The organism is Stenotrophomonas sp. YJH_SMC_57, from assembly GCF_059369755.1.
The window spans coordinates 1-11,571 of the sequence record NZ_JCAFSZ010000013.1; the positions used below are offsets into that span (position 1 = coordinate 1).

Genomic DNA, 11,571 nt, shown 5'->3' on the forward strand with positions numbered 1-11,571 from the left:
CAATGAACCCTTCCTTCAGCAGGCACTCGTTGCACGCGGTCTCGTCGGGCATCTGCGAGCAGTCCACTTCCCGCGCCTTGGCCGTCGGCTCAGCGCGCGCATCCGGCTTGGCTTTGCCGCGCACCCGCTGCTGGATATCGCCCACTACATCGCGAATGCCATCGGCCACGTCACCGGTGGTCGGCCCGCCATAGGGTTCCACCGGATTGCCGTCTTCATCCACGCTGCCGTTACCGCCTCCCATGCCGGGCCCAAGCCAGGGCCGCGGGCCGATGATTCTGGTGCCCATCGTTGCTCCTAGTGTCCTGCCAGATTCGACAGCAGATCCGCCGCTGCTAGGTTCGGGTTCTTTGCGCTGCGCATCCACATGTCCGCTGCCGGGACGGCCCGCAGACCGCGCGCCCATGCCACGTCCGCCTTCACCCAGCGCACCAGCACCGGCAGGTGGGTGATACGCCGCACATAGGCCGCGTGGTCATGGCTCTTCACCACGTCGTCCATCAGCGCCGCATCGCTCAGATGGCCGACCTGACGGGGGTACTCCTCGCGGATCTCCCGGCACAACAGCGGGAAGAACGTGGAGGGGTCAGGCAGGCGCAGCAGGGCTTCCTGTTCCTTTGTAATCTCAAACATCAGCCTGCCTCCGTTGCATGCAGCGCTTCGCGATCCAGGGTGTAGCGCTCGCCCAGCATCTGGAAACACCATTGCCGCAGCGGGCCCATCAACTGCCTGCGCTGCTGCAGCGTGAAGGCCCGCTGCAAGCGCAGGAACACGCGGCCATCCCAGTAGCGCAGCAGTGCCAGCGTGCCGTTGGGGCGGCGCAGGTCCAGGCAGGCTTCCAGGTGCTGGAACACGGCTTCAAAGCCGGCCTCACTGCGCAGCCAGGCCACGACGGGCTTGTCCAGTTCCAGCGCCCGCAACCATCCATCCACCTGGGTGTGGGACTGCGCGGGCAACTGCAGCAGCCACGGGCCGACGGCTGCGTGAGCGGCCTCGGGCTGGCGCGCAAGCAGTGCGCGGTGCGGCAGGTCCTGCGCGTACCAGGCCAGAGCCTTGGGCGTGTCGGCGTAGGCCGCTGCGTCGACGATCACGTATCGGTTCATTCAGCGCCCCAGGAAGGTCGCGCCGGAGCGCGAGGCGGCCAGCAGGCACGCTTCGCACACGGGCGGCTTGCCGGCCTGCGGCAGTACGGGCAACGGGGCCAGATCCGAGGCAGCAGCGGCGGGCCACACACCGTCAGCCCCGCCACCTCCCCCGCCCATGTCCACATAGACGCGGGATTGCTTGCCGGCAATCAGCGAGCAGCCGCACGAGAGCCTGTCGCCATGGCGTGCGACGGGCTGGCCTTCAAACGTCAGCGTGATGTCGCCACTGACGATGGTGGCCACGCGCTGGTGCTTGGGGCAGGTGGCCTTGTCGCCCACCCGCGCAACCGGCATGCCCTCGATGTCGGTAACCGGCGATCCGCAGATGACCCTGCCACCGCCCGTGGTTGCATCACCCACCACAATCAACGTCCTTGCCACCCTGCAATCCTTCGCCCATGGATGTGGTCCGAACCTAGCAACGCCCCACACCCCCTGCACTTCATTGCGGCGACCATCACGGCGTGCATGCCGCGGCCAAACGCGCGCAATGGCCCGCAACGCAAGGGGTTGGCTGGATCACGGCGCATATCCATGGTGCACTGGCCGCCCTCACCCGGCTATGCAGAACGCGACAGATCGCGCCGACGGGACCTCACCCCGCCAGCCACGTACAATGGGCCTTCCCCCACCCACCGCGCCGGCACAGCCCGGTGCGGCGCTGCACGCCAAGACACGGCATGCGACACCTGCAAGGACCACCGATGAGTTCCTCCCCTTCCGATTCGCCGTCGCTGCTGCACGGTCGCGTCCTCGCGTTCGCCGCGATCCTGCTGGCCGCGATCAACCTGCGCACCGCCGTCACCTCGATCACGCCGCTGCTGGACGTGCTCGGCCAGCAGTTCGGCTTCGGCACCACCATGACCGGTGTGCTGGGCATGCTGCCGACCGCCTCGTTCGCCCTGTTCGGCGTGGCCACGCCTGCACTGGCGCGACGCCTGGGCCTGGAGCGCACCACGCTGCTGGCGATGGTGATGGCGATGGCCGGCCTGCTGCTGCGCTCCAGCGCCGGCAATGTCGGCACGTTGCTGCTCGGTTCGGTGGTGGCACTGGCCGGCATGGGCATCGGCAACGTGGTGGTGCCGCCGCTGGTGAAGCGCTACTTCGCCAACAAGGTCGGCACCATGAGCACGCTCTACATCAGCGTGCTGCAGCTGGGCACGATGCTGCCGGCGCTGCTGGCGGTGCCGGTGGCCAACGCCGCGGGCTGGCGGGTGTCGCTGGGCATGTGGGCCCTGCTGGCGCTGGCCGCGGCGCTGCCGTGGCTGGTGCTGGCCACGCGCGCACCGAAGCCGCAGGCCGATGCCACTGATCCGACCGCGCAGCCGCATGGCAAGGTCTGGCGCACCTCGCTGGGCTGGAGCATGACGCTGATGTTCGGCATGACCTCGCTGATGACCTATTCGATGTTCACCTGGCTGCCGCGCATCGTGGTCGAGGCCGGTGGCACGCCCGCCTTCGGTGGCGTGATGGTGGCGGTGTTCTCGGCCCTGGGCCTGCTGCCCTCGCTGGTGATTCCGTCAATGGCGGTGCGCCTGCAGAACCCGTTCCCGCTGGTGCTGATCGGCTTCTTCTCGTTCGTGATCGCCTTCACCGGCCTGCTGCTGGCGCCGATGAAGGCACCGCTGCTGTGGGCCTGCCTGCTGGGCGTTGGCCCATCCACCTTCCCGCTGGCGCTGACCCTGATCAATCTGCGCACCCGCACCCCGACCGGTTCGGCGGCGCTTTCCGGCTTCATGCAGGGCGTGGGCTACAGCTTCAGCTGCCTGGGGCCCTTCCTGGTCGGCTGGCTGCACACCGTCAGCGACGGCTGGACCCTCCCGTTCAGCTTCCTGTTCGGCTGCGCCACCCTGATGCTGTGTGCGTCCTGGGTGGCCTGCAAGCCGCGCAAACTGGAAGACCTCTGGTGATGCTGCGGGGCCGCCTGCCGGCCCCGACCACAGGCGCGCAGCCTTCACGCGCATTTTGACGCCGGACTGACAATTCCCGGCGGATAGTGCCCACGAATGCCCATCCTTGCCGTGTGCCGGCATCGGGCATGGGGGCGGCACCGCCGCCCGGGCCACCACTCGGTGTGCGGGGGACTTTCGTTTCAGACAAGACATTGCAGGTCGCTGTCCGGGTTGTACCCGCCCTTGCAGGGCGGCATGCACGAAGGGAGTGACGCGGGCCACGGCCACGCCAAAAGCTGGCATGTGATGTGCGTCACAGTTTTCATGGTTGTCTGGTTCGGAAGCCAAGGGGGTCCCCAATGGTTGTCCACCGCCGGCTGGCGCTCTGCGTCGGCCTTGCCTGCACCGCGCTGGCCTGGGCCAGCAGTGCTGCCCCGCCTGACCGCGAGGCGGCGCTGGCCGAGATCGGCCGCTACCGCGACCAGGCCCGCTGGCTGGATGCGCTGGGTGCGATCGAACGCGCCAGCCAGCAGCAGCCCAACGACGATCTGCTGTTCAAGCTGCGCGTACTGACCTTGGGCGACATCGGCAACGCCTGGCGGGCCTGGGAGCTCTACCAGCAGCGCCCGCAGCTGTTCGACGCTGCCCAGAAGCAGCGCCTGGAAGGGGACTACCTGGCCAAGCTGGTGGTCTGGAGCCTGGCCTACAGCAGCAGCGAAGACAGCCGCCTGGAAGAGGCCGAATCAACCCTTGCCCGCATGCAGCGCTATCTGGGGGGCGAAGGCACGCCGCCGGCGCAGGCGCCGCTGCGCATCCGCATGGACCGGCTGATCCTGCTCAACCGCCTGGGCCGACATGCGCAGGTGCGCGAGGAAGCACTCGCGCTGCAGGCCGAAGGCCACACCCTGCCCGACTACGTGCTGCCCGCCGTGGGTGATTCGCTGATGGGTACCCTGCACCCGCAGGAAGCCATTCCGGTGCTGCAGGCCGCAGTGGCCGGCGACCCGACCCGCGACGCCTCGCATTCGGAGCTGGCCTATGCCTACCTGGAAAGCGAACAGCAGGAAAAGGCCATCGACCTGCTGCAGGCCTGGCGCGACAAGGAGCCGGCATGGCGCTGGAGCAATGGCAAATCACCGTACCCGAACTGGTCACGCTACGAGGCCGACCTGAACCTGGCGATGGTGCGCGCCTACAGTGGCGATCTGCGCACCGCACAGCACGACCTGGAATCGATGGTCGACATCGCACCCGGCAACGGTGGCCTGCAGAGTGCGCTGGGCAGCGTGTACATGATGCGCGGCTGGCCACGCCGGGCGCTGCAGCGGCAGCAGATGGCACATGCGCTGGACCCACGTGACATCGAAGCCCGCCTGGGCATGGAAGAAGCCTACGTCGCCCTGCAGCGTGATGACCTGGCACGGCCGCTGCACGACGATCTGATCGCGCGCTACCCCACCCAACCCGCGGTCGAGCGCATGGACCAGGCGTGGCGCGCGCATCGCGGCTGGCAGCTGAAGGCATGGACCGACATCGGCCGCAGCTCGGGCGGCGGCGGCACGTCGCCACTGGGCAACAACGATCGCCATTACGGCGTTGAAGTCGAATCGCCGATGCTGGATGACCGCTGGCGGTTGTTCGCCTTCGCCGACCGCCGCTCGATCGACTTCCAGGACCAGCGCATCGACCCGCTCTGGCTCGGGGCTGGCGTGCGCTACCGCTTCGGCCGGCTGGATGCGGAAGCCGCGGCGCTGCGCGCCAATGACCACATCGGCGACACCGGCCTGCGCGTAGGCGTCGGCTGGCAGTTCAATGATTACTGGCACGCCAGGCTGGTAGCCGCTCGCAATGATCCGGAAGCCTCGATGCAGGCCCGCGTGGCCGGTATCACTGCCGACAGCGTGAGCGCACAGGTGGACTACCGTCGAAGCGAGCTGACCCACTGGATGTTCGGCGCCAGCCGCTTCCGCTACGACGATGGCAACCATCGCGAACTGGTCAGTACTGGCCTCGAACAACGGCTGCTGACGCGTCCGCGCTGGCTGGTCGATGGACTGGCAAGCGCGTACGCCAGTCGCGGCAGCCGCGACGACGTGCCCTATTTCAACCCGAAGCGCGACCGCATGGTCGAGATCGGCCTGCGTATCGACCAGCAGCTGTGGCGTCACTACGAGCGCCATTTCCGGCACCGGCTGACGGTCTCGCTGGGCGACTACTGGCAGGATGGCTTCGGCAGTGCGCTGGTGCCGTCGGTGTCCTACATGCACGAATGGCAGCTGGGGCCCGGACGCGTGTTCGAGTACGGCGTGCGCTGGTCGCGGCCGGTCTACGACGGCCATCGCGAGCGTCATATCGGCTTCGAAGCTGCACTGCGCTGGGGAGACTGACATGGCCCACATCCTGCGACTGATCGTGCTGCTGTTGCTGGCCATTGCATCGCCAGCCTTCGCCCAGCAGGCCCTGCATCTCGATGCGATCGACAATGGTCTGCTGATCCTCAGCTACCACGACATCCGCGACCAGGTGGCCGCCAAGGGCGATGCCGATACCTATGCGGTGAGTACGCAGAACTTCGCCGCGCACCTGGACTGGCTGGGCGCGCACGGTTACCACCCGGTCTCGCTGTCGCAGGTGATCGAGGCCTCGCAGGGCCGCGCCACGCTGCCACCCAAGCCGGTGCTGCTGACCTTCGACGACGGCCTGCGCAGTGTCTATGACAAGGCCTTCCCCCTGCTCCAGGCCTACCGCTATCCGGCGCTGGTGGCGGTGATCACCGACTACGTGGACATGGCGCCGGGGCGCACCATCGACTATGGCTACCGCCCGTTCGGGCGTGACGACTTCGTCACCTGGGCACAGCTGAAACAGATGCATGACAGTGGCCTGATCGAAGTGGCCAGCCACACCGATGACCTGCATCACGGCGTGCTCGCCAATCCGCAGGGCAACTCCACGCCGGCGGTGGTGACCCGCGTCTACAGCCCGGCCACCCACAGCTACGAAAGCGAAGCCCAGTACGAACAACGCCTGCGTGCCGACCTCTCGCGCAGCGTGCAGCGTATCGAGCAGCACCTGGGCGTACGCCCACGGGCCATTGTCTGGCCGTATGCCGCCTACAACCAGCTGAGCAACGACATCGCCGAGCAGCTGGGCATGCCGGTTTCATTCGATCTGGAAGGCCGCAGCACACCGGTGGCCAGCGACCTGCACGGGCTGGCGCGCTTCCTGGTCAGTGACAATCCGACCGTGGAGGGCCTGGCCTACGAACTGCGCCGCGACGTCGCGCTCGATGGCATCCGCGCGCTGCAGATCGACCTGGACGATGTGTATGACCCCGACCCGGCACAGCAGGCGCGCAATCTCGATGCATTGATCGAGCGGGTCAAGCGCATCGCGCCGACCCACGTCTACCTGCAGGCGTTTGCCGACCCCGACGGCAACAACACCGCCGATGCGCTGTACTTCCCCAACCGCCACATGCCGATGCGCGCGGACCTGTTCAGCCGCGTCGCGTGGCAACTGAAATCGCGCGCCGGGGTGAAGGTCTACGCATGGCTGCCGGTGCTCGGCTTCGAACTGCCCGACCCGGTACAGCGCAAGGCATTGGCAATCCAAAGCGGCGATGCCGATGGCATGTACCGGTTGGATTTCACCAACCCGAAGGCACGCCAGATCATGCTCGACATCTACGAGGACCTGGCCGTCAATTCGTATTTTGAAGGCCTGCTGTTCCATGACGATGGTTACCTGCGCGACACCGAACTGCCCGCACTGTCCTCCGGTGACGACGGCAGCGCGCGCACCCTGGCGCTGATCGACTTCACCCTGGCCCTGCGTGACAGTGCCCAGCGCTGGCGACCGAAGCTGGCAACGGTGCGCAACCTGTATGCCGAGCCCGTACTGCGCCCGCAGAGCGAAGCCTGGTTCGCGCAACGCCTGGACCTGTTCAACAAGGCCTACGACCAGACTGCGCTGATGGCAATGCCGTGGATGGAGGGCAGCAAGCACCCGGAGCGCTGGCTGGACCAGCTGCTGGCCGCCGTACGCAGCCACGATCCCCAGCTGCAGCACACCCTGTTCGAGCTGCAGACCGTCGACTGGAACAACGGTCAGCCGATTCCCGCCGAGCGCCTGCGCGCGCAGATCCGCCAGCTGCAGGCGCAGGGCGTGCACCACTTCGCCTGGTACCCGGACGACTTCATCGCCGACCAGCCCTCCACCCACGATGCCCGTGCGGCGATGTCCGCCGGCAACTTCCCGTACCCGGAGAAGTGACATGGACATGCATCCCATGCTGCTGATCCTGTTCCAGTTCGCCTTCTATTACCCGATGGTGATGGCGTTCTTCTGGATGTCCGGTGGGCTGTACTACTACTTCCGGCGCGAGCGCCACTCACGCGCGCGCAACGATCCACCGTTGATGGTCGATCCTCCGTTCGCGACCCTGCTGATCCCCTGCCACAACGAATCGGAGAACCTGGACGACACGCTCGGCGCGGCGCTTGCACAGCGTTATCCGGCCGACTATGAGGTGATCGCCATCGACGATGGCAGCAGCGACGACACCGGCATTCGCCTGGACGCTCTGGCGGCCCGGCATCCACGGCTGCGCGTGCTGCACCTGGACCGCAACCTGGGCAAGGCCAACGCGCTGCGCATGGGGGCGCTGGCGGCGCGCTCGGAGTACCTGGTGTGCATCGACGGCGATGCGATGCTGGAAGAGCACGCGTTGCACTGGATGGTCTGGCACCTTGCCAGTGGCAGCCGGGTCGGTGCAGTGACCGGCAATCCCCGCATCCGCAACCGTTCGACCCTGCTCGGCCGCCTGCAGGTGGCCGAGTTCTCATCGATCATCGGCATGATCAAGCGCGCACAGCGCGTGTATGGGCGCATCTTCACCATCTCCGGGGTGATCGCCGGCTTCCGTCGTACCGCCCTGCACCAGGTCGGCTGGTGGTCGGATGACATGGTCACCGAGGACATCGACATCAGCTGGCGCCTGCAACACGCGCACTGGGACATCCGCTACGAGCCGAACGCGCTGTGCTTCATCCTGATGCCGGAAACACTGAAGGGCCTGTGGCGGCAGCGGCTGCGCTGGGCGCAGGGCGGCGTGGAAGTGATGCTGCGGCATGCGCGGTCGCTGCTGCACTGGAAGGAACGGCGCATGTGGGGGGTGCTGCTGGAGTATGTGCTGAGCGTGGTGTGGGCCTACACCATGCTGTTCATCGTGCTGCTGTGGGCATTGGGAAAGTTCATCGAGCTGCCCCCGCAGCTGCACATCGTCAGCCTGTTGCCGGAATGGCATGGCGTGATCCTGGCGCTGGTCTGCCTGCTGCAGTTCGCCAGCAGCCTGATCATCGACCGGCGCTACGAAACACAGATTGGACGCAATTATTTCTGGGTCATCTGGTACCCGATGGCGTACTGGCTGATCAGCCTTTCCACCACCCTGGTGGCGCTGCCGAAGACGCTGCTGCGCCGTCGCCGCAAGCGCGCCACCTGGACCAGCCCTGACCGGGGAATCCGATGAACGCACAACGCCCATCCAACCGCTTCGACTCGCGGACGATCCGCAAGCCGCATCGCCAGCCTCGCTTCCAGCGCACGGCCTGGGGCTTCGTCACCCTGGCATTCTGGGGCTTCTACTTCTACCTGTGGGCGCCGCTGGTAACCCTGCTGTCGTGGCTGATTGGCGGCCAGCTGGCGTGGCAGCAGCTGTATGAGCGGCAGAACCAGCTCGATCCGTACGTGCTGGTGGCGTTGCCGCTGATGCTGCTGTGCGCCAGCGTGCTGCTGATCGGCTGGGCCGAGTACAACCGTGCACGCTTCCGCGGCCACGACCGGCGCCTGCCACGCCCGCTGGCCAGCCTCAACGAGGTGGCGGCGGATCTGGGCGCCAGCACCGGCCTGTCCGAACGCCTGATGGGATGCAAGGCCGCCACGCTGCACATGGATGAGCATGCACGGCCGATCGGCATCCGCCGCGAGGTGGTGTAACCCCGCTGCCCATCAGGTGCCGACCCTGGTCGGCGCTTGGGCCTTGTGGGTGCCAACCTGGGTCGGCACCGGGGTCTACTGCGAAGAGCATCCACGCATGGCGTGGATCTACTTGCGCGTCTGCCCTTCGCCGCGCACGACGAAACGCTCGACGGTGAGCGCTTCCAGGCCCATCGGGCCATAGGCATGCAGGCGCGTGGTGGAAATGCCGATCTCGCTGCCCAGGCCGAGCTGGCCGCCGTCGGAAAAGCGCGAGGAGGCATTGACCATCACCACCGCCGAGCGCAGCGCGTTGACGAAGCGCTCTGCATTGCCGCTGTCTTCGGTGGCAATCACTTCGGTGTGGTCGGAGGTATAGCGGCGGATGTGGGCAATGGCCGCATCAAGATCGTCGACCACGCGTACCGCCAGCACCAGGTCGAGGAACTCGGCGGCGTAATCCTCGTCGGTGGCGGCGCGGCTGCCCGGCAACTGCGGCTGGGCACGCTCGTCCGCACGCAGTTGCACACCGCGCTCGCCCAGCGCCCGTGCCACGCGCGGCAGGAATGCAGCGGCCACGTCGCCGTGCACCAGCAGCGTCTCCAGTGAATTGCAGGCGGCCGGGCGGCTGCACTTGCCATCCACCAGCAGATCGATGGCCTTGTCCAGGTCGGCACTGGCGTCCACGAACAGATGGCAGACGCCCTTGTAGTGCTTGATCACCGGCACCCGCGCATGCTCGGCAACGAAGCGGATCAGGCCTTCGCCGCCACGTGGAATGGCCAGGTCGATCAGCTCATGCAACTGCAGCAGTTCCAGCATCGCTTCACGGCGCAGATCGGTCAGCACGGTCACCGCCGCCGCCGGTACGCCGTTGGCCTGCAAGGCACCGGCCAGCGCGTGGGCGATGGCGGTGTTGGAATGGATCGCCTCGGAACCGCCGCGCAGGATCACGCCATTACCGGCCTTCAGGCACAGGGCGGCGGCTTCGGCGGTCACGTTCGGGCGTGCCTCGTAGATCATCGCGATCACGCCCAGCGGCACCCGCACCTTCTGCACGCGGATGCCGTTCGGGCGCACGTCGTCACGGGTCACCTGGCCGACCGGGTCCGGCAGCCCGGCCACTTCGCGCACGGCTTCGGCCATCGCGAACAGGCGCGGCGGGTCCAATGCCAGGCGATCGAGCATGGCAGTGCCCACGCCCTTCTCGCGCGCAGCGGCGAGGTCGCGCGCGTTGCCGGCCAGGATCAGCCCGGCATTCACTTCCAGTGCCTGGGCCATCGCCAGCAGCAGGGCGCGTCGCGCTTCACTGTCCAGGCCGGCGACCACCTGGGCCGCGTCACGGCAGGCACGCGCCTGCGCTTCGATTCCGCTCATCGGGATGTCCTTCAATCCGGTCATGGCAGTACCAGGTCGTCACGATGGACAACGCTGCCGCCGTAGTTGTAGCCGAGCAGGGCCTGGATATCACGCGAATGACGGCCAGCGATGCGGCGCACGTCATCGGCTGCATACTGACTGACCCCACGCGCGATGCAGACCCTCCCCTGCGGTGCGTCCCAGCACACCTGCACCATGTCGCCACGGCGGAACCCGCCGTCCGCGCCGGTAATGCCACCGGGCAACAGCGAAGCGCCCTTCTCGCGCATCGCCTGTGCCGCACCAGCATCGATCATGATCGCGCCCTCGGCCAGCGGCGCATGCCTCAACCAGTGCTTGCGGGCCGCCTCGCGGCTGCGCGCGGCGTGGATGCGGGTGCCATACAGGCGATCCTGCGCCAGTGCGCGCACCACGTCACCGCTGCGGCCATTGAACAGGTAGGTCTCGATGCCGAGGCGGCCGGCTTTCGCCGCTGCCTCCAGCTTGGTGCGCATGCCACCGGTGCCGGCACGCGAACCGGCGCCACCGGCCATGGCCAGCACGGCCTCATCCAGTTCGGGCACGTCGTGCAGCGGCTGTGCGTCGGCGGCCGTGCGCGGGTCGGCGCTGTACAGGCCATCGATGTCGGTGGCGATGAACAGCGCATCGGCATCGACCAGTGCGGCGACTGTGGCGGCCAGGTTGTCGTTGTCTCCGAGCTTGAGCTCGTCCACCGACACCGTGTCGTTCTCGTTGACCACTGGCAGCGCACCCAGCCGCAACAGCTCGCTGAGCGTGGCGCGCGCGTTGAGGTAGCGACGGCGATTGCGCAGGTCGTCGTGGGTCAACAGCACCTGCGCCACCGGGCGTTCGAAGAAGCGCTGCCAGAGGCCGATCAGCTGGGCCTGGCCCAGCGCAGCCAGCGCCTGCCGTGCCGCCATTGCGGCGCCGGGCTCATCGGCACGTGGCAGGATCGCGCGCCCCGCCGCAACCGCACCGGAAGACACGATCACCACCTCGCGCCCGGCCAGCACGTTGGCCGAGACGAACTGGGCCAGGCCCAGCGCGTGGCGTGGCGACAGGCCGCCGCCATCGGCGGCCAGCAGGCTGCTGCCGACTTTCAGCACCGCGCGCCGCCAGGGCGGCAACGCCTGTTCCGGGAACGGCGAGGCAACTGCGGCGGCGTGCAGGGTCAT

Annotated in this window: 10 protein-coding genes and 1 pseudogene; 5 read left to right on the plus strand and 6 right to left on the minus strand. The window is 67.5% G+C overall.

Annotated elements, in window-relative coordinates; translation table 11 throughout:
• From AC5P7U_RS16980 to AC5P7U_RS16995, 4 genes and pseudogenes are all read right to left on the minus strand, one after another.
• Positions 1 to 289 (minus strand): annotated as a pseudogene (locus tag AC5P7U_RS16980) (Tox-REase-5 domain-containing protein); the annotation flags it as partial.
• A gap of 8 nt (positions 290 to 297) precedes the next feature.
• On the minus strand, positions 298 to 633 hold the full coding sequence (locus tag AC5P7U_RS16985; protein WP_180880689.1) for a hypothetical protein: 336 nt from the start codon (positions 631 to 633) through the stop codon (positions 298 to 300).
• On the minus strand, positions 633 to 1,103 hold the full coding sequence (locus AC5P7U_RS16990; RefSeq protein WP_180880691.1) for a DUF4123 domain-containing protein: 471 nt from the start codon (positions 1,101 to 1,103) through the stop codon (positions 633 to 635). The genes AC5P7U_RS16985 and AC5P7U_RS16990 overlap by 1 nt, the downstream gene beginning before the upstream one ends.
• A complete protein-coding gene (locus AC5P7U_RS16995; RefSeq protein WP_197564301.1) occupies positions 1,104 to 1,526 on the minus strand; it encodes a PAAR domain-containing protein in 423 nt (140 codons plus the stop codon).
• Positions 1,527 to 1,849: 323 nt separating this feature from the next.
• Between AC5P7U_RS16995 and AC5P7U_RS17000 the strand changes: the two genes are divergently transcribed.
• From AC5P7U_RS17000 to pgaD, 5 genes are all read left to right on the plus strand, one after another.
• Complete coding sequence (locus AC5P7U_RS17000) at positions 1,850 to 3,055, plus strand: CynX/NimT family MFS transporter (protein ID WP_053511418.1); 1,206 nt, start codon at positions 1,850 to 1,852, stop codon at positions 3,053 to 3,055.
• 341 nt (positions 3,056 to 3,396) lie between these two features.
• Positions 3,397 to 5,424, plus strand: a complete 2,028-nt coding sequence (gene pgaA / locus AC5P7U_RS17005) for a poly-beta-1,6 N-acetyl-D-glucosamine export porin PgaA (protein ID WP_197564302.1) — start codon at positions 3,397 to 3,399, stop codon at positions 5,422 to 5,424.
• A gap of 1 nt (position 5,425) precedes the next feature.
• Complete coding sequence (pgaB, locus tag AC5P7U_RS17010; RefSeq protein ID WP_197564303.1) at positions 5,426 to 7,312, plus strand: poly-beta-1,6-N-acetyl-D-glucosamine N-deacetylase PgaB; 1,887 nt, start codon at positions 5,426 to 5,428, stop codon at positions 7,310 to 7,312.
• Between the two features lies 1 nt (position 7,313).
• Positions 7,314 to 8,570, plus strand: coding sequence for a poly-beta-1,6-N-acetyl-D-glucosamine synthase (gene pgaC, locus AC5P7U_RS17015; protein WP_197564304.1), 1,257 nt, complete (start codon positions 7,314 to 7,316; stop codon positions 8,568 to 8,570).
• Positions 8,567 to 9,037 carry a poly-beta-1,6-N-acetyl-D-glucosamine biosynthesis protein PgaD gene (pgaD, locus tag AC5P7U_RS17020; protein ID WP_006457074.1) on the plus strand — a complete coding sequence of 157 codons (471 nt, stop codon included), beginning with the start codon at positions 8,567 to 8,569 and terminating at the stop codon, positions 9,035 to 9,037. Before pgaC ends, pgaD begins: the two co-directional genes overlap by 4 nt.
• Positions 9,038 to 9,145: 108 nt before the next feature.
• Here the strand turns inward: pgaD and AC5P7U_RS17025 are convergent, their stop codons facing one another.
• Positions 9,146 to 10,417 (minus strand): glutamate-5-semialdehyde dehydrogenase, encoded by a 1,272-nt coding sequence (locus tag AC5P7U_RS17025; protein ID WP_197564305.1) that lies wholly within the window; start codon positions 10,415 to 10,417, stop codon positions 9,146 to 9,148.
• Complete coding sequence (proB, locus tag AC5P7U_RS17030) at positions 10,414 to 11,571, minus strand: glutamate 5-kinase (protein ID WP_049458284.1); 1,158 nt, start codon at positions 11,569 to 11,571, stop codon at positions 10,414 to 10,416. Before proB ends, AC5P7U_RS17025 begins: the two co-directional genes overlap by 4 nt.

Bases quoted from the DNA above. Each gene is read 5' to 3' on its own strand.
- pgaC (WP_197564304.1), top strand. From the start codon at position 7,314: ATGGACATGCATCCCATGCTGCTGATCCTGTTCCAGTTCGCCTTCTAT.
- AC5P7U_RS17025 (WP_197564305.1), bottom strand. From the start codon at position 10,417: ATGACCGGATTGAAGGACATCCCGATGAGCGGAATCGAAGCGCAGGCG.
- pgaA (WP_197564302.1), top strand. From the start codon at position 3,397: ATGGTTGTCCACCGCCGGCTGGCGCTCTGCGTCGGCCTTGCCTGCACC.
- proB (WP_049458284.1), bottom strand. From the start codon at position 11,571: ATGACCCTGCACGCCGCCGCAGTTGCCTCGCCGTTCCCGGAACAGGCG.
- pgaD (WP_006457074.1), top strand. From the start codon at position 8,567: ATGAACGCACAACGCCCATCCAACCGCTTCGACTCGCGGACGATCCGC.
- AC5P7U_RS16985 (WP_180880689.1), bottom strand. From the start codon at position 633: ATGTTTGAGATTACAAAGGAACAGGAAGCCCTGCTGCGCCTGCCTGAC.
- AC5P7U_RS17000 (WP_053511418.1), top strand. From the start codon at position 1,850: ATGAGTTCCTCCCCTTCCGATTCGCCGTCGCTGCTGCACGGTCGCGTC.
- pgaB (WP_197564303.1), top strand. From the start codon at position 5,426: ATGGCCCACATCCTGCGACTGATCGTGCTGCTGTTGCTGGCCATTGCA.
- AC5P7U_RS16990 (WP_180880691.1), bottom strand. From the start codon at position 1,103: ATGAACCGATACGTGATCGTCGACGCAGCGGCCTACGCCGACACGCCC.